We start from the raw sequence: 14,364 nt of genomic DNA on the forward strand, positions 1-14,364 counted from the left end.
TGAATGTCGACGATAGCAGACAACATCGGCCTGGTTAGCCAGCGCATCCGCGCCGCAGCCGACGCCGTGCAACGTGACGCAAGCAGCATCCAACTGCTGGCCGTGAGCAAGACCAAACCCGCGCAGGCGGTACGCGACGCCTATGCCGCCGGGCTGCACGACTTTGGGGAAAACTACCTGCAGGAAGCCTTGGGCAAACAGGCGGATTTGACCGACCTGCCCTTGAGTTGGCACTTCATCGGCCCCATTCAATCGAACAAGACTCGCGCCATCGCCGAGAACTTCGCTTGGGTGCATTCCGTGGACCGCCTGAAAATCGCGCAACGCCTGTCCGAGCAACGCCCGGCCGACCTGCCGCCGCTCAATATCTGCATTCAGGTCAATGTCAGTGGCGAAGCCAGCAAGTCCGGCTGCACACCCGCCGACCTGCCGGCCCTGGCCACGGCGATCAGCGCCCTGCCGCGCTTGAAGCTGCGGGGTTTGATGGCAATTCCCGAGCCGACTGAAGACCGGGCGGAGCAGGATGCGGCGTTTGCCACAGTGCGCGACCTGCAAGCCAGCTTGAACCTGCCGCTGGACACACTTTCCATGGGCATGAGCCATGACCTTGAGTCGGCCATTGCCCAAGGCGCCACCTGGGTGCGGATCGGTACCGCCCTGTTTGGCGCCCGCGACTACGGCCAGCCGTGAAATGGCTGACATCCCTCGAAAATAAGGACCTGTCATGAGCAACACGCGTATTGCCTTTATCGGCGCCGGTAACATGGCGGCCAGCCTGATCGGTGGCCTGCGGGCCAAGGGCCTGGACGCCGAGCAGATCCGCGCCAGCGACCCGGGCGCCGAGACCCGCGAGCGCGTCGGCGCCGAACACGGTATCCAGACCTTCGCCGATAACGCCGAGGCCATCCACGGCGTCGATGTGATCGTGCTGGCGGTCAAGCCCCAGGCCATGAAGGCCGTGTGCGAGAGCCTGCGCCCGAGCCTGCAGCCGCATCAGTTGGTGGTGTCGATTGCCGCCGGCATCACCTGTGCCAGCATGAAAACCTGGCTCGGCGACCAGCCGATCGTACGTTGCATGCCCAATACCCCAGCGTTGCTGCGCCAGGGCGTCAGCGGTTTGTACGCCACCGCCGAAGTCAGCGCGCAACAGCGTGACCAGGCTCAGGAGCTGCTGTCTGCGGTGGGCCTCGCCGTATGGCTGGAGCAGGAACAGCAACTGGATGCGGTCACCGCCGTTTCCGGCAGCGGCCCGGCCTACTTCTTCCTGTTGATCGAGGCCATGACCGCCGCCGGCGTCAAGCTGGGCCTGCCCCACGACGTTGCCGAACAACTGGCTGAACAAACGGCCCTGGGCGCCGCGAAAATGGCTGTGGGCAGCGATGTCGATGCCGCCGAACTGCGCCGTCGCGTCACCTCGCCAGGTGGCACCACACAAGCGGCTATCGAGTCGTTCCAGGCCGGGGGCTTTGAAGCCCTGGTGGAAACAGCACTGGGTGCCGCCGCACATCGTTCAGCCGAGATGGCTGAGCAACTGGGCAAATAGTCGTCCCTTACCAAGGTAATCAAACATGCTCGGAATCAATGACGCTGCCGTTTTCATCATCCAGACCCTGGGCAGCCTGTACCTGCTGATCGTGCTGATGCGCTTTATCCTGCAACTGGTGCGTGCGAACTTCTACAACCCGCTGTGCCAATTCGTGGTGAAGGCCACCCAACCGCTGCTCAAGCCGCTGCGCCGGGTGATCCCGAGCCTGTTCGGCCTGGACATGTCGTCGCTGGTGCTGGCGCTGTTGCTGCAGATTTTGCTGTTCGTGGTGATCCTGATGCTCAATGGCTACCAGGCCTTCACCGTGCTGCTGTTGCCATGGGGCCTGATCGGTATTTTCTCGCTGTTCCTGAAGATCATTTTCTGGTCGATGATCATCAGCGTGATTCTTTCGTGGGTCGCGCCAGGCAGCCGTAGCCCGGGCGCCGAATTGGTGGCTCAGATCACCGAACCGGTGCTGGCACCCTTCCGTCGCCTGATCCCGAACCTGGGGGGCCTGGATATCTCGCCGATCTTTGCGTTTATCGTGATTCAGTTGCTGCAGAGCTGGGTGATTCCGCGCCTGGCGTACTTTGCCTACATGCCAAAAGAGTTGTTTGGCCTGATCTGACCGATAGATCGTTCCCACGCTCTGCGTGGGAATGCAGCCCGTGATGCTCCGCGTCACAAGGACGGGACGCAGAGCGTCCCAAGAGGCATTCCCACGCGGAGCATGGGAACGATCAAACGCGGAGCGTGGGAACGATCACGCTAACCCCCGACCATTGCTTGCCGCTAGGGTCCCCGCTCTTTAGACTTACGCCTCATTTAAACGAGAGCAGGGTCGATGCCAGCTGCCTTCCCCCCCGATTCTGTTGGACTGGTCGTGCCACAAGTGGCGCATTTCAGCGAACCCCTGGCCCTGGCCTGCGGCCGTTCGTTGCCAGCCTACGACCTGATCTACGAAACCTATGGCCAACTGAACGCCACGGCGAGCAACGCCGTGCTGATCTGCCATGCCTTATCCGGCCATCATCACGCCGCCGGCTTCCATAGCGTTGACGACCGCAAGCCCGGCTGGTGGGACAGTTGCATCGGCCCCGGCAAGCCCATCGACACCAACAAGTTCTTTGTGGTCAGCCTGAACAACCTCGGCGGCTGCAACGGCTCCACCGGCCCCAGCAGCCTCAACCCGGAAACCGGCAAGCCGTTCGGCGCCGACTTCCCGGTGCTGACGGTAGAGGACTGGGTGCACAGCCAGGCACGCCTCGCCGACCTGTTGGGCATCAGCCAGTGGGCCGCCGTGATTGGCGGCAGCCTGGGCGGCATGCAGGCCCTGCAATGGACCATCACTTACCCGGACCGTGTGCGCCATTGCCTGGCTATCGCCTCGGCGCCCAAGTTGTCAGCGCAGAACATCGCCTTCAACGAAGTGGCGCGCCAGGCAATCCTCACCGATCCCGAGTTCCACGGCGGTTCGTTCCAGGAAGCAGGCGTGATCCCCAAGCGCGGCTTGATGCTGGCGCGGATGGTCGGCCACATTACCTACCTGTCCGACGACTCCATGGGCGAGAAATTCGGCCGTGGCCTCAAGAGCGAGAAGCTCAACTACGACTTCCACAGCGTCGAGTTCCAGGTGGAAAGCTACCTGCGTTACCAGGGCGAGGAGTTCTCGGGGCGTTTCGACGCCAATACCTACCTGCTGATGACCAAGGCCCTGGACTACTTCGACCCGGCCGCCAATCACGATGACGACCTGGCGAAAACCTTCGAGCACGCCACGGCCAAGTTCTGCGTGATGTCGTTCACCACCGACTGGCGCTTTTCGCCAGCGCGCTCCCGTGAGCTGGTGGATGCCCTGATGGCCGCCAAGAAAGACGTCTGCTACCTGGAGATCGATGCACCGCAAGGCCACGACGCCTTCCTGATTCCGATCCCACGCTACCTGCAGGCGTTCAGTAACTACATGAACCGTATTTCGCTTGTGAGAACGCCATGAGAGCCGACCTGGAAATCATCCAAGACTGGATCCCCGCCGGCAGCCGCGTGCTCGACCTGGGCTGCGGCGACGGCGAACTGCTGAGCTGGCTGCGCGACCACAAGCAAGTCACCGGCTACGGCCTGGAAAACGACCCGGACAACATCGCCCAATGCGTGGCCAAGGGCATCAACGTGATCGAGCAGGACCTGGACAAGGGCCTGGGCAACTTTGCCAGCAACAGCTTCGACATCGTGGTGATGACCCAAGCCCTGCAAGCGGTGCACTACCCGGACCGCATCCTCGACGAAATGCTGCGCGTGGGCCGCCAATGCATCATCACCTTCCCCAACTTTGGCCACTGGCGCTGCCGCTGGTACCTGGCCACCAAGGGGCGCATGCCGGTCTCCGACTTCCTGCCGTACACCTGGTACAACACGCCGAACATCCACTTTTGCACCTTCGAAGACTTCGAAGCCCTGTGTGGCGAACGTGAAGCCAAGGTGATCAACCGCCTTGCCGTCGATCAACAGCACCGCCACGGCTGGGCGAGTAAGCTATGGCCCAACCTGTTGGGCGAAATTGGTATCTACCGGGTCAGCAGTCCTGGCCTGACCGACCACAAAGTTGCCGTCTAATCATCTTCAAGAGGGACGTTCATGAGTCGTTTGGCTATTTTTCTATTGACCGCATGCCTGGGCGCCAGCGCCATGGCCGCCGACACTATCGACGCTAATCGCAAAAAAGACTTTGGCGATATCACCGTTCATTACAACACCTTCACCTCCAGCTTCTTGCCACCGGAGACCGCACAGAATGTTGGCGTGGTGCGCAGCAAAGAGAAGGGCCTGATCAATGTGACCGTGATCAAGGGCGTGGCCCCGGTCGCGGCCCAAGTGACGGGCACCATCAAGGACCTGGGCGGCAAGAGCGAGATCCTGACCTTCAAGCAAATCGAAGAGAAAGGCGGCATCAGCTATCTGGCGCCCTACTCGGTGACCCAGCGTGAATACAAGACGTTTACCATTAACGTTGAAACCGGTGGCAAGGCCCATGGTTTCCAATTCAACCAAGAACTGTTCCCGGCCGAATGATGAACCTTACTCAACTCGTACTGGCCAGCCATAACGCCGGCAAACTCAAAGAACTGCAGGCCATGCTCGGTGAGTCCGTGCAACTGCGTTCGATTGGCGAGTTCAGCCAGGTCGAACCGGAAGAAACCGGCCTGTCGTTCGTTGAAAACGCCATCCTCAAGGCGCGCAACGCGGCACGCATCTCCGGCCTGCCGGCCCTGGCGGATGATTCGGGCCTGGCCGTGGATTTCCTCGGCGGCGCCCCTGGTATCTACTCGGCCCGTTACGCCGACGGCCAGGGCGATGCAGCCAACAACGCCAAGCTGCTCGACGCCCTCAAAGACGTGCCGGAGGCCGAGCGTGGTGCGCAGTTCGTCTGCGTGTTGGCCCTGGTACGGCATGCCGACGACCCGCTGCCGATTCTGTGCGAAGGCTTGTGGCACGGGCGCATCCTGCACGCGGCCAGCGGTGAACATGGCTTTGGCTATGACCCGCTGTTCTGGGTGCCGGAGCGCAATGTCTCCAGCGCTGAACTGAGCCCGGCCGACAAAAATCAGATCAGCCACCGCGCCCGCGCCATGGCGTTGCTGCGCCAGCGCCTGGGTTTGAAATGACCCAGAACACCTCTGCGCAGCCGCTGATCCACGGTGGCGCGCAAACACCACGGGCGGCCCTGCCCCATCTGCCGCCCCTGGCGCTGTACATCCATATCCCGTGGTGTGTGCGCAAATGCCCGTATTGCGACTTCAACTCCCACACCGCGAGCAAAGTGCTGCCGGAAGAAGAGTATGTGGATGCCCTGCTGGCCGACCTGGACCAAGACCTGCACGCCGTATATGGCCGCAAGCTGAGTTCGATCTTCTTTGGCGGCGGCACGCCCAGCCTGTTCAGTGCGGCTGCACTGGGCCGCCTGCTCAAGGGCGTTCAAGCACGTATCCCGTTTGCTGACGATATCGAGATCACCCTGGAAGCCAACCCAGGGACGTTCGAACAAGAGAAGTTCGTGGCGTACCGCAAACTGGGGATCAATCGCCTGTCCATCGGCATCCAGAGCTTCCAGCAAGAGAAGCTTGAAGCCCTGGGCCGCATCCACAATGGCGATGAAGCCGTGCGCGCAGCCGGTATGGCGCGCCAGGCCGGGTTCGACAACTTCAACCTGGACTTGATGCACGGCCTGCCCAACCAGTCCCTGGAGGACGCCTTGGGCGACCTGCGCCAGGCCATTGCACTCAAGCCGACGCACCTGTCCTGGTACCAACTGACCCTGGAACCCAACACCGTGTTCTGGAACCAGCCGCCCGCGCTGCCGGAAGACGACACGCTGTGGGATATCCAGGAAGCCGGCCAGGCACTGCTCGCCGAACACGGTTACGCACAATATGAAGTCTCGGCCTACGCCCAACCGGGGCGGCCGGCGCGGCATAACCTCAATTACTGGAGTTTTGGCGACTTTATCGGCATCGGCGCCGGGGCCCACGGCAAGCTCAGCCACCCGGACGGGCGCATTATCCGCACCTGGAAAACCCGTGCACCAAAGGACTACCTCAACCCGGCCAAAAGCTTCCAGGCCGGCGCGAAAGAACTGACCAACGATGAACTGCCGTTCGAGTTTCTGATGAACGCGCTGCGCCTCACCGAAGGGGTTGATGCCAAGCTCTACGCCGAGCGCACCGGCCTCGATCTGGCGAGCCTCGATGAAGGCCGCCGCGACGCAGAACAAAGTGGATTAATGCAGGTCGAACCGTCACGCCTGGCGGCCACCGACCGCGGGCAACTCTTTCTCAATGACCTGTTGCAGAAGTTTTTGAGCTGATAGCTCTTAAGGAAATCGAATGGATCTGGTACTCGACCTGCTCGCCACCGTATCCCGCTGGAGCCGTAGCAACCTGTCGGAAATCTCGTTGGCCCTTGTGGGCTGTTTGCTGGTGCTGTTCGGCGCCGACATCAAGGGCTGGGTCGAAGCGCGCCTGGGCAGCATCGCCGGCGCCTTGCGCGTACCCTTGATGGCCCTGCTGTGCCTGATCGGCAGCGGCGCGGCGTTGATCTACGCCACGCCGTGGATTGTGCGAGGGTTGAGCCAGTTCAATAACTACAGCCTGGCGCCGGTGTTGATCGTGGTGCTGGTGTTGATTGGCGTGGTAGCAGACCGCCGCTGACTCAGCAGGCACTACAAAACAAATGTGGGAGCTGGCTTGCCTGCGATACAGACACCTCGGTGTATCAGTGATACCGAGGTGATGCTATCGCAGGCAAGCCAGTTCCCACATTTGATTGCGTTTCAAGCTGATGACTGTTTAAGCCAGCTTCTCGAATTTCAAATCCCACACCCCATGCCCCAATCGCTCGCCACGGCGTTCGAACTTGGTGATCGGCCGCTCGGCCGGGCGTGGCACGCATTTGCCGTCTTCGGCCAGGTTGCGGTAGCCGGGGGCGACGTTCATCACTTCCAGCATGTATTCCGCGTACGGTTCCCAGTCGGTGGCCATGTGCAGGATGCCGCCCACTTTCAGCTTGCTGCGCACCAGTTCCGCGAAGGACGCCTGGACGATGCGGCGCTTGTGGTGACGGGCCTTGTGCCATGGGTCGGGGAAGAACAGCATCAGGCGGTCGAGGCTGTTGTCGGCGATGCAGCGGTTGAGCACTTCAATCGCATCGCAGTCGTAGACCCGCAGGTTTTTCAGGCCTTGGGTCAGCACACCGTTGAGCAGTGCGCCGACGCCTGGGCGGTGCACTTCCACACCGATGAAATCCTGTTCCGGCGCGGCTGCGGCCATTTCCAGCAGGGAATGGCCCATACCGAAACCGATTTCCAGGGAGCGCGGGGCCGAACGGCCGAACACTTGGTCATAGTCCACCGGCGCGTCGGCCAGGGGCAACACGAACAGCGGCGTGCCCTGTTCCAGGCCCTTTTGTTGGCCTTCGGTCATGCGGCCGGCGCGCATCACAAAACTCTTGATGCGGCGGTGCTTGGACTCGTCGCCTTCTTCCACGGTGTTCGGCGTTTCGTTTGATTCAGTCATCAATAGCTCTTACTTGATCAGACCATCCAGCGGCGAAGAGGCGCTGGCATAGAGTTTTTTCGGCATGCGCCCGGCGAGGTAGGCCAGGCGGCCCGCGACGATGGCGTGGTTCATGGCTTGGGCCATCATGATTGGTTGCTGGGCATGGGCAATGGCCGAGTTCATCAATACGGCGTCGCAGCCCAGCTCCATGGCGATGGTCGCGTCGGAGGCTGTGCCCACGCCCGCATCCACCAGTACTGGAATCCTGGCTTCTTCGAGGATGATCTGCAGGTTATACGGATTGCAGATCCCCAGGCCGGAACCGATCAGACCGGCCAGCGGCATCACCGCGATGCAGCCGATTTCTGCCAGTTGGCGCGCGATGATCGGGTCATCGCTGGTGTAGACCATCACGTCGAAACCTTCCTTGACCAGGGTTTCGGCGGCCTTGAGGGTTTCGATCACATTGGGGAACAGGGTTTTCTGGTCGGCCAGCACTTCCAGCTTCACCAGGTTGTGGCCGTCGAGCAGCTCACGGGCCAGGCGGCAGGTGCGCACGGCTTCGATGGCGTCGTAGCAGCCCGCGGTGTTTGGCAGGAAGGTGTAGCGCTCCGGCGACAGCACTTCGAGCAGGTTCGGCTCGCCCTCGATCTGGCCGAGGTTGGTGCGGCGCACGGCGAAGGTGACGATCTCGGCACCCGAGGCTTCGATGGCCAGGCGGGTTTCTTCCATGTCGCGGTACTTGCCGGTGCCGACCAGCAGACGGGACTGGTAGGTACGACCGGCCAGGACGAAAGGCTTGTCGCTACGAACGATGCTCATGGGAAATCCTCTGGTTGGATGAGGTTCTGCAGAATGCGTTGCGGCCGTGGCGGGCTAGCCGCCGCCGATGGCGTGGACCACTTCGATCTGGTCACCTTCGGTGAGCGCAGTCTCGGCGTGCTGGCTACGCGGGACGATATCCAGGTTGAGCTCCACTGCGACGCGACGCCCGGTCAGGTCCAGACGGGTCAGCAGGGCCGCAACGGTTTCGCCGTCGGGCAGTTCAAAGGGTTCGCCGTTCAACTGAATGCGCATGCCACGGGCCGCCATCGTTTTTAGGGGCCCGCATTCTAGCGCGATTGGAACCTGAAGGTCAGCTCCAAGCGTCAAGCGGTCAAAGCTGCAAACGCCACGCCGCCAGGCCCAGGAAGAACCAGCCGAGCAGGAACGCCAGCCCGCCAAACGGCGTGATGATCCCCAGTTTACTGATGCCGGTCATCGTCAGCACATACAGGCTGCCCGAGAACAGCAGGATACCGACGGTAAACGAAATACCCGCCCAAGTGACCAGCCGGCCCGGAATATGCGCCGCCAGCAAGGCCACGCCGAACAGTGCCAGGGCATGCACCAACTGGTAGGTCACACCAGTATGAAAGATCGCCAGGTAGTCGGTGCTCAGGCGGTTTTTCAGGCCGTGGGCGGCGAACGCGCCCAGGGCGACACCGGTAAAGCCGAAAAAGGCAGCCAGCATCAGAAAGCTACGCAGCATGGGGAACTCCAGTCAGACTCATCGGGCAGGGTCTGTATAATGGCCCGCTCAACGGGTTCGGCCAAGCCATCTCTATGCTGCGTGTCCTCTTCAAACGCTTTCTCAACGTCGTGAAATGGTTTGCCATCGGCAGTGTGTTGCTGGTGCTGCTGTTTCGTGTGGTGCCGCCACCGTTCACTGCGCTGATGGTGGAGCGCAAGGTCGAGTCCTGGGTCGACGGTGAGCCTATCGACCTGCAACGCAGCTGGGTGCCATGGGATGAAATATCCGATGACCTGAAAGTGGCGGTGATGGCCGGTGAAGACCAGCGCTTCCCACAACATTGGGGTTTTGATTTCGGCGCGATCCAGGCGGCGATTCTGCACAACGAACGCGGCGGCTCGATTCGCGGTGCCAGCACCCTGAGCCAGCAGGTGTCGAAAAACCTGTTCCTGTGGGCCGGCCGCAGCTATTTGCGCAAAGGCCTGGAGGCGTGGTTTACCGGTTTGATCGAGGTGTTGTGGCCCAAGCAGCGGATTCTTGAGGTGTACCTCAACAGCGTGGAATGGGATGAAGGTGTGTTTGGCGCAGAGGCAGCGGCGCGGCACCATTTTGGCGTGAGCGCCAAGGGCCTTTCGCGGCAGCAGGCCAGCTACCTGGCGGCGGTATTGCCCAATCCTAGAGTGTGGAGTGCCAGCCATCCGACGGCTTATGTGGCACGGCGGGCGGCGTGGATTCGCCAGCAGATGAGCCAATTGGGCGGGGATGGTTACCTGATGGAGCTGAACAACTCTCGAAAGGCACCCTGGTCCGACTGACACAATATGGGACCTGTGGGAGCTGGCTTGCCTGCGATAGCGGTGGGTCAGTAACCCATGCTTCAGCTGACACGGCCTCATCGCAGGCAAGCCAGCTCCCACATTAAACCGAGTTGGGCTTGAGACTTTTCGAACACAAACAAAAATGCCCCGGTCTTTCGACCGGGGCATTTTTTGTTCGCTGCATTTTAAGCGGCGATCGACAACTTCAGCTTGTTCATCGCGCTTTTCTCAAGCTGACGAATCCGCTCGGCCGACACGTTGTACTTCTGCGCCAGGTCGTGCAGCGTGGCCTTTTCTTCTGCCAGCCAACGCTGGTAGAGGATGTCACGACTGCGGTCGTCCAGCACTTCCAGCGCTTCGTGCAGGTTGTGGTTGGAGTTGTCGCTCCAGTCGGCGTCTTCCAGTTGACGCGCCGGGTCGTACCGGTGGTCTTCCAGGTAGTTGGCCGGCGATTGGAAGGCGCTGTCGTCATCCGCTTCGGCGGCTGGGTCGAAGGCCATGTCATGGCCGGTCAGGCGGCTTTCCATCTCGCGCACTTCACGCGGCTCCACACCGAGGCTTTCGGCCACGCGGTGGACTTCTTCGTTGTTCAGCCACGCCAGGCGTTTTTTCTGGCTGCGCAGGTTGAAGAACAGCTTGCGCTGGGCCTTGGTGGTGGCCACTTTCACGATGCGCCAGTTGCGCAGGATGAACTCGTGGATTTCCGCCTTGATCCAGTGCACGGCAAACGACACCAGGCGCACGCCCATTTCAGGGTTGAAGCGCTTTACAGCCTTCATCAGGCCTACGTTGCCTTCCTGAATCAGGTCGGCCTGGGCCAGACCGTAGCCGCTATAGCTACGGGCGATATGTACGACAAAACGCAGGTGGGCGAGCACCATCTGCCGAGCCGCCCCCAAATCCTGCTCATAGTAGAGACTCTCGGCCAGTTCACGCTCCTGCTCGGGCGTCAGCAATGGAATGCTGTTGACCGTGTGCACATAAGCCTCCAGGTTCGCACCCGGGACCAAGGCATAAGCAGGTTGCAAAGAAGTGGTCATACGAAAAAACCTCCGACTCACATAACTCGTGCAGTTCAGCACTGCGAAAATTGACCTGGGAACCGTAGGACAAGTTCCCTAAACCGCTGATACGGTCAATACAAACGAAACCACATTAATCTGGCATTAACTACTTCGGCGCCAGCTCACGTAAATGCCGTGCCACCGCAATCCACGCACCGATATACCCCAACAACACCGCGCCAAGCAAGAGACTCAGACCATCGGCTACCGGCACACCGGCCAGAGCGAAATCACTGCCGTAGAGCCCGGCCAAGCCGACAACCGCGTCGTTCAACCAATCCAGGCCAAACGCCAGTACGCCCCAGGACAAGATCCCCGCACCCAGGCCATACAGCGCGCCCATGTACAGGAAAGGCCGACGCACATAGCTGTCTGTGCCGCCCACCAGTTTAATCACTTCTATCTCGGTGCGACGGTTTTCAATATGAAGACGAATGGTATTACCTATCACCAAAAGTAATGCAGACACTAATAACACCGTCAGGCCGAACACAAAGCGGTCACCCAGCTTGAGGATTGCGGCCAGGCGCTCTACCCAGACTAGATCAAGTTGCGCCTGTTGCACCTTCGGCATCTCTGCGAGTTTTTGTCGCAGGGCTTCCAGCGCCGGCTTGTCGACCTCGTTCGGCGTTACCAACACCACGCCCGGCAGCGGGTTCTGCGGCAGCTCCTTGAGCGCCTCGCCCAGGCCCGATTGCTGCTGGAACTCTTCGAGGGCTTGGTCGCGGCTGATGTACTCGGCCTCGGCTACCCCCGGGATGTTCTTGATGTCGTCACGCAGCGCTTCGCCTTCCTTGCTGCTGGTGTCCAGGTTCAGGTACAGCGAAATCTGCGCCGCCCGCTGCCAGGAACCGCCCAGGCGCTCCACATTATTAAGCAACAGCGACAAGCCCATCGGCAGGCTCAAGGCCACCGCCATCACCAGGCAAGTGAAAAAACTACCGATCGGCTGTTTGCCCAGGCGCCGCAGGCTGTCCAGCAGGCTAGCGCGATGGCTTTCAATCCAGGCGTGCACCAGGGTACCGAAGTCCGGGCCGTCGTCGTCGTCGTGTTTTTTCTTTTTCGGTTGCGGGTCGGCCGGTTTCGGCGCCACGCGTTCGGATACTTTAGGGCTGCGTGTAGCACTCATACGCCCGCCTCCCCATCGCCGATCAGGCGGCCGCGCTGCAGGGTCAGCATGCGATGACGCATACGGGCAATCAGGGCCAGGTCGTGGCTGGCAATCAATACGCTGGTGCCCAGGCGGTTGATATCTTCGAACACCCCCATGATCTCGGCCGCCAGGCGCGGGTCGAGGTTACCGGTGGGTTCGTCCGCCAGCAGCAAAGCCGGGCGATGGACGATGGCGCGGGCGATACCGACACGCTGTTGCTGGCCGGTGGACAGGTCGCCGGGGAAGAGGTCGGTCTTGTCCGACAAGGCTACACGCTCCAGGGCCGAGTCCACGCGCTTGACGATCTCGGCCTTGGACAGCCCCAGTATCTGCAACGGCAGGGCCACGTTGTTGAACACCGTACGGTCGAACAGCAACTGATGGTTCTGGAACACTACGCCGATCTGGCGGCGCAAGAATGGAATTTGCGCATTGCTGATGGTAGCCAGGTCCTGGCCCGCCAGCAGCAACTTGCCGGTGGTCGGGCGTTCCATGGCCAGCAACAGGCGCAACAGCGTACTTTTGCCCGCGCCCGAATGGCCGGTGACAAACAAGAATTCGCCGCGACGCACTCGAAAGCTCAGCTCATGCAAGCCCACATGCCCGTTGGCATAGCGTTTACCGACCTGTTCGAATCGAATCATGAACGCTCCCGCTCGGCAAACAGTGCCTGTACAAAGGGTTCGGCTTCAAAGGTGCGCAGGTCGTCGATGCCTTCACCGACGCCGATATAGCGAATCGGTAACCCGAACTGTTTGGCCAGGGCGAAAATCACACCGCCCTTGGCCGTGCCGTCGAGCTTAGTCAATGCCAGGCCGGTCAGTTGCACCGTCTGGTTGAATTGCTTGGCCTGGCTGATGGCGTTCTGGCCGGTACCAGCGTCGAGCACCAGCAAGACTTCGTGGGGTGCATCGGCGTCAAGCTTGCCGATCACGCGGCGCACTTTCTTCAGTTCTTCCATCAAATTGTCTTTGGTGTGCAGGCGGCCGGCTGTATCGGCGATCAGCACATCGATGTTGCGCGCCTTGGCGGCTTGCACAGCATCGAAAATCACCGACGCAGAGTCGGCACCGGTGTGCTGGGCAATCACCGGGATCTTGTTGCGCTCGCCCCACACCTGCAACTGCTCGACGGCGGCGGCACGGAAGGTGTCACCGGCGGCGAGCATGACTTTCTTGCCTTCACCTTGCAGCTTCTTGGCCAGCTTGCCGATGGTGGTGGTCTTGCCAGCGCCATTAACCCCTACCACGAGGATGACGAACGGCTTTTTCGGCGTGATCACCAGCGGCGCTTCAACCGGCTTGAGCATGGCGGCCAGCTCAGCCTGCAGGGATTTGTACAGGGCGTCGGCGTCGGTCAACTGCTTGCGCGCGACCTTCTGCGTCAGGCTCTGGATGATCACGGCGGTGGCTTCGACGCCCACGTCGGCGGTGAGCAGGCGGGTCTCGATGTCTTCCAGCAGCTCGTCATCAATGACTTTCTTGCCCAGGAACAGGCTGGCCATGCCTTCGCCAATACTGGCGCTGGTCTTGCTCAGGCCCTGCTTGAGACGGGCAAAAAACCCGGTTTTGCTGGTTTCGGTGGTGGCGACGACAGGCTCTGGCTCGACGACGGCAGGTGCGGCAACAACCGGTGCCGGCACTTCAACGACGGGCGGAACTTCAGCCACAACCTCTACCGGCGCCGGCTCAACCACTGCAGGAATCGGCGGCACGACGTGCTCGGCCTGAACATCCTCCACCAACGCCACAGGCTCTTCGGCCACCGGCAGTTCCAACCAAGGCTTGTGCTCAGGCGCAGGCTCAAGTTCCGGCTCGGCCTCGACGACCGGCTGCAACACCGGCTCAGCCATCGGCAACACCACCGGAACTGGCGTCTCGGCAACCGGTTCGGCTTCTATTACGGGTTCAGGGGTGGGTTCAGCGTGAACCTGTGGCTGTTCGACGACGGTTTCCTGCGGCTTTTTGCGCAGCCATCCGAACAGGCCTTTCTTCTCGCCAGCCGCAGCTGGGGTCTTCTTGTCGTCGTTGGAACCAAACATGGAGACGGCTATCTCAAGGTAGCGACGCGCCAAGGGGCGCTTCGGTAAATAAAATTCGATGCGTAACAGACTGTTTTTTAGCCAGCTCGTTCATGCGCAACATTTTGTAAGGCCTAAATAGGGCCTCAACAAGACAGCCACAGTGGCCGTCCCTAGGTCGGATCAGTATCCTAGCACCTCCTCGCCCGCCGACGCTA

The 14,364-nt window shown here is 61.0% G+C and carries 18 protein-coding genes; 10 read left to right on the forward strand and 8 right to left on the reverse strand.

Annotation, left to right across the window (positions count from 1 at the left end; translation table 11 throughout):
• The first annotated feature begins 3 nt into the window (after positions 1-3).
• From JFT58_RS01060 to JFT58_RS01100, 9 genes are all read left to right on the forward strand, one after another.
• Positions 4-690 (forward strand): YggS family pyridoxal phosphate-dependent enzyme, encoded by a 687-nt coding sequence (locus tag JFT58_RS01060; RefSeq protein ID WP_198834277.1) that lies wholly within the window; start codon positions 4-6, stop codon positions 688-690.
• 34 nt (positions 691-724) lie between these two features.
• Entirely contained in the window at positions 725-1,543 is an 819-nt protein-coding gene (gene proC / locus JFT58_RS01065; protein WP_054897578.1) for a pyrroline-5-carboxylate reductase, read from the forward strand.
• 25 nt (positions 1,544-1,568) lie between these two features.
• Positions 1,569-2,156, forward strand: coding sequence for a YggT family protein (locus JFT58_RS01070; protein WP_054897579.1), 588 nt, complete (start codon positions 1,569-1,571; stop codon positions 2,154-2,156).
• A gap of 216 nt (positions 2,157-2,372) precedes the next feature.
• Complete coding sequence (gene metX / locus JFT58_RS01075) at positions 2,373-3,524, forward strand: homoserine O-succinyltransferase MetX (protein WP_034128945.1); 1,152 nt, start codon at positions 2,373-2,375, stop codon at positions 3,522-3,524.
• Positions 3,521-4,141, forward strand: a complete 621-nt coding sequence (gene metW / locus JFT58_RS01080) for a methionine biosynthesis protein MetW (protein WP_003195091.1) — start codon at positions 3,521-3,523, stop codon at positions 4,139-4,141. The genes metX and metW overlap by 4 nt, the downstream gene beginning before the upstream one ends.
• A gap of 21 nt (positions 4,142-4,162) precedes the next feature.
• Entirely contained in the window at positions 4,163-4,597 is a 435-nt protein-coding gene (locus JFT58_RS01085) for a DUF4426 domain-containing protein (RefSeq protein ID WP_005792275.1), read from the forward strand.
• On the forward strand, positions 4,594-5,190 hold the full coding sequence (gene rdgB, locus JFT58_RS01090; RefSeq protein WP_034128946.1) for an RdgB/HAM1 family non-canonical purine NTP pyrophosphatase: 597 nt from the start codon (positions 4,594-4,596) through the stop codon (positions 5,188-5,190). The genes JFT58_RS01085 and rdgB overlap by 4 nt, the downstream gene beginning before the upstream one ends.
• Complete coding sequence (hemW, locus tag JFT58_RS01095) at positions 5,187-6,389, forward strand: radical SAM family heme chaperone HemW (RefSeq protein WP_054897580.1); 1,203 nt, start codon at positions 5,187-5,189, stop codon at positions 6,387-6,389. The genes rdgB and hemW overlap by 4 nt, the downstream gene beginning before the upstream one ends.
• Positions 6,390-6,408: 19 nt before the next feature.
• Positions 6,409-6,732, forward strand: coding sequence for a DUF3392 domain-containing protein (locus JFT58_RS01100; protein ID WP_003195099.1), 324 nt, complete (start codon positions 6,409-6,411; stop codon positions 6,730-6,732).
• A gap of 138 nt (positions 6,733-6,870) precedes the next feature.
• Here the strand turns inward: JFT58_RS01100 and trmB are convergent, their stop codons facing one another.
• The 4 genes from trmB to JFT58_RS01120 form a co-directional block, all read right to left on the reverse strand.
• Positions 6,871-7,596: a tRNA (guanosine(46)-N7)-methyltransferase TrmB gene (gene trmB / locus JFT58_RS01105; RefSeq protein ID WP_003195101.1), complete on the reverse strand. Its 726-nt coding sequence runs from the start codon at positions 7,594-7,596 to the stop codon at positions 6,871-6,873.
• A gap of 9 nt (positions 7,597-7,605) precedes the next feature.
• Positions 7,606-8,400, reverse strand: coding sequence for a thiazole synthase (locus tag JFT58_RS01110; protein ID WP_054897581.1), 795 nt, complete (start codon positions 8,398-8,400; stop codon positions 7,606-7,608).
• 54 nt (positions 8,401-8,454) lie between these two features.
• Positions 8,455-8,655, reverse strand: a complete 201-nt coding sequence (thiS, locus tag JFT58_RS01115) for a sulfur carrier protein ThiS (protein ID WP_020301926.1) — start codon at positions 8,653-8,655, stop codon at positions 8,455-8,457.
• Between the two features lie 79 nt (positions 8,656-8,734).
• Positions 8,735-9,109: a DUF423 domain-containing protein gene (locus tag JFT58_RS01120; protein ID WP_054897582.1), complete on the reverse strand. Its 375-nt coding sequence runs from the start codon at positions 9,107-9,109 to the stop codon at positions 8,735-8,737.
• A 74-nt stretch (positions 9,110-9,183) separates the two neighbouring features.
• On the opposite strand from JFT58_RS01120, the gene mtgA reads away from it, so the two are divergent.
• Positions 9,184-9,906: a monofunctional biosynthetic peptidoglycan transglycosylase gene (gene mtgA / locus JFT58_RS01125; protein ID WP_054897583.1), complete on the forward strand. Its 723-nt coding sequence runs from the start codon at positions 9,184-9,186 to the stop codon at positions 9,904-9,906.
• Positions 9,907-10,094: 188 nt separating this feature from the next.
• Here mtgA and rpoH read toward each other — a convergent pair whose 3' ends face one another.
• The 4 genes from rpoH to ftsY all read right to left on the reverse strand — a co-directional run bounded on the left by rpoH (position 10,095) and on the right by ftsY (position 14,167).
• A complete protein-coding gene (gene rpoH, locus JFT58_RS01130; RefSeq protein WP_003176698.1) occupies positions 10,095-10,949 on the reverse strand; it encodes an RNA polymerase sigma factor RpoH in 855 nt (284 codons plus the stop codon).
• Positions 10,950-11,079: 130 nt separating this feature from the next.
• Positions 11,080-12,102 carry a permease-like cell division protein FtsX gene (gene ftsX, locus JFT58_RS01135; protein WP_054897584.1) on the reverse strand — a complete coding sequence of 341 codons (1,023 nt, stop codon included), beginning with the start codon at positions 12,100-12,102 and terminating at the stop codon, positions 11,080-11,082.
• Positions 12,099-12,770, reverse strand: a complete 672-nt coding sequence (ftsE, locus tag JFT58_RS01140) for a cell division ATP-binding protein FtsE (RefSeq protein WP_003195112.1) — start codon at positions 12,768-12,770, stop codon at positions 12,099-12,101. The genes ftsX and ftsE overlap by 4 nt, the downstream gene beginning before the upstream one ends.
• The gene (ftsY, locus tag JFT58_RS01145) at positions 12,767-14,167 is read right to left on the reverse strand and encodes a signal recognition particle-docking protein FtsY (protein WP_054897585.1); all 1,401 of its coding nucleotides are present in this window, start codon (positions 14,165-14,167) and stop codon (positions 12,767-12,769) included. The genes ftsE and ftsY overlap by 4 nt, the downstream gene beginning before the upstream one ends.
• Between the last annotated feature and the right edge of the window lie 197 nt (positions 14,168-14,364).

Source organism: Pseudomonas sp. MF6767 (genome assembly GCF_016405475.1).
In the GTDB taxonomy this organism is placed as follows: Bacteria; Pseudomonadota; Gammaproteobacteria; order Pseudomonadales; family Pseudomonadaceae; genus Aquipseudomonas; species Aquipseudomonas paracarnis.

Excerpts from the sequence above, each read along its gene's own strand:
- JFT58_RS01060 (WP_198834277.1), top strand. The coding sequence starts at position 4 with ATGTCGACGATAGCAGACAACATCGGCCTGGTTAGCCAGCGCATCCGC.
- proC (WP_054897578.1), top strand. The coding sequence starts at position 725 with ATGAGCAACACGCGTATTGCCTTTATCGGCGCCGGTAACATGGCGGCC.
- JFT58_RS01070 (WP_054897579.1), top strand. The coding sequence starts at position 1,569 with ATGCTCGGAATCAATGACGCTGCCGTTTTCATCATCCAGACCCTGGGC.
- metX (WP_034128945.1), top strand. The coding sequence starts at position 2,373 with ATGCCAGCTGCCTTCCCCCCCGATTCTGTTGGACTGGTCGTGCCACAA.
- metW (WP_003195091.1), top strand. The coding sequence starts at position 3,521 with ATGAGAGCCGACCTGGAAATCATCCAAGACTGGATCCCCGCCGGCAGC.
- JFT58_RS01085 (WP_005792275.1), top strand. The coding sequence starts at position 4,163 with ATGAGTCGTTTGGCTATTTTTCTATTGACCGCATGCCTGGGCGCCAGC.
- rdgB (WP_034128946.1), top strand. The coding sequence starts at position 4,594 with ATGATGAACCTTACTCAACTCGTACTGGCCAGCCATAACGCCGGCAAA.
- hemW (WP_054897580.1), top strand. The coding sequence starts at position 5,187 with ATGACCCAGAACACCTCTGCGCAGCCGCTGATCCACGGTGGCGCGCAA.
- JFT58_RS01100 (WP_003195099.1), top strand. The coding sequence starts at position 6,409 with ATGGATCTGGTACTCGACCTGCTCGCCACCGTATCCCGCTGGAGCCGT.
- trmB (WP_003195101.1), bottom strand. The coding sequence starts at position 7,596 with ATGACTGAATCAAACGAAACGCCGAACACCGTGGAAGAAGGCGACGAG.
- JFT58_RS01110 (WP_054897581.1), bottom strand. The coding sequence starts at position 8,400 with ATGAGCATCGTTCGTAGCGACAAGCCTTTCGTCCTGGCCGGTCGTACC.
- thiS (WP_020301926.1), bottom strand. The coding sequence starts at position 8,655 with ATGCGCATTCAGTTGAACGGCGAACCCTTTGAACTGCCCGACGGCGAA.
- JFT58_RS01120 (WP_054897582.1), bottom strand. The coding sequence starts at position 9,109 with ATGCTGCGTAGCTTTCTGATGCTGGCTGCCTTTTTCGGCTTTACCGGT.
- mtgA (WP_054897583.1), top strand. The coding sequence starts at position 9,184 with ATGCTGCGTGTCCTCTTCAAACGCTTTCTCAACGTCGTGAAATGGTTT.
- rpoH (WP_003176698.1), bottom strand. The coding sequence starts at position 10,949 with ATGACCACTTCTTTGCAACCTGCTTATGCCTTGGTCCCGGGTGCGAAC.
- ftsX (WP_054897584.1), bottom strand. The coding sequence starts at position 12,102 with ATGAGTGCTACACGCAGCCCTAAAGTATCCGAACGCGTGGCGCCGAAA.
- ftsE (WP_003195112.1), bottom strand. The coding sequence starts at position 12,770 with ATGATTCGATTCGAACAGGTCGGTAAACGCTATGCCAACGGGCATGTG.
- ftsY (WP_054897585.1), bottom strand. The coding sequence starts at position 14,167 with ATGTTTGGTTCCAACGACGACAAGAAGACCCCAGCTGCGGCTGGCGAG.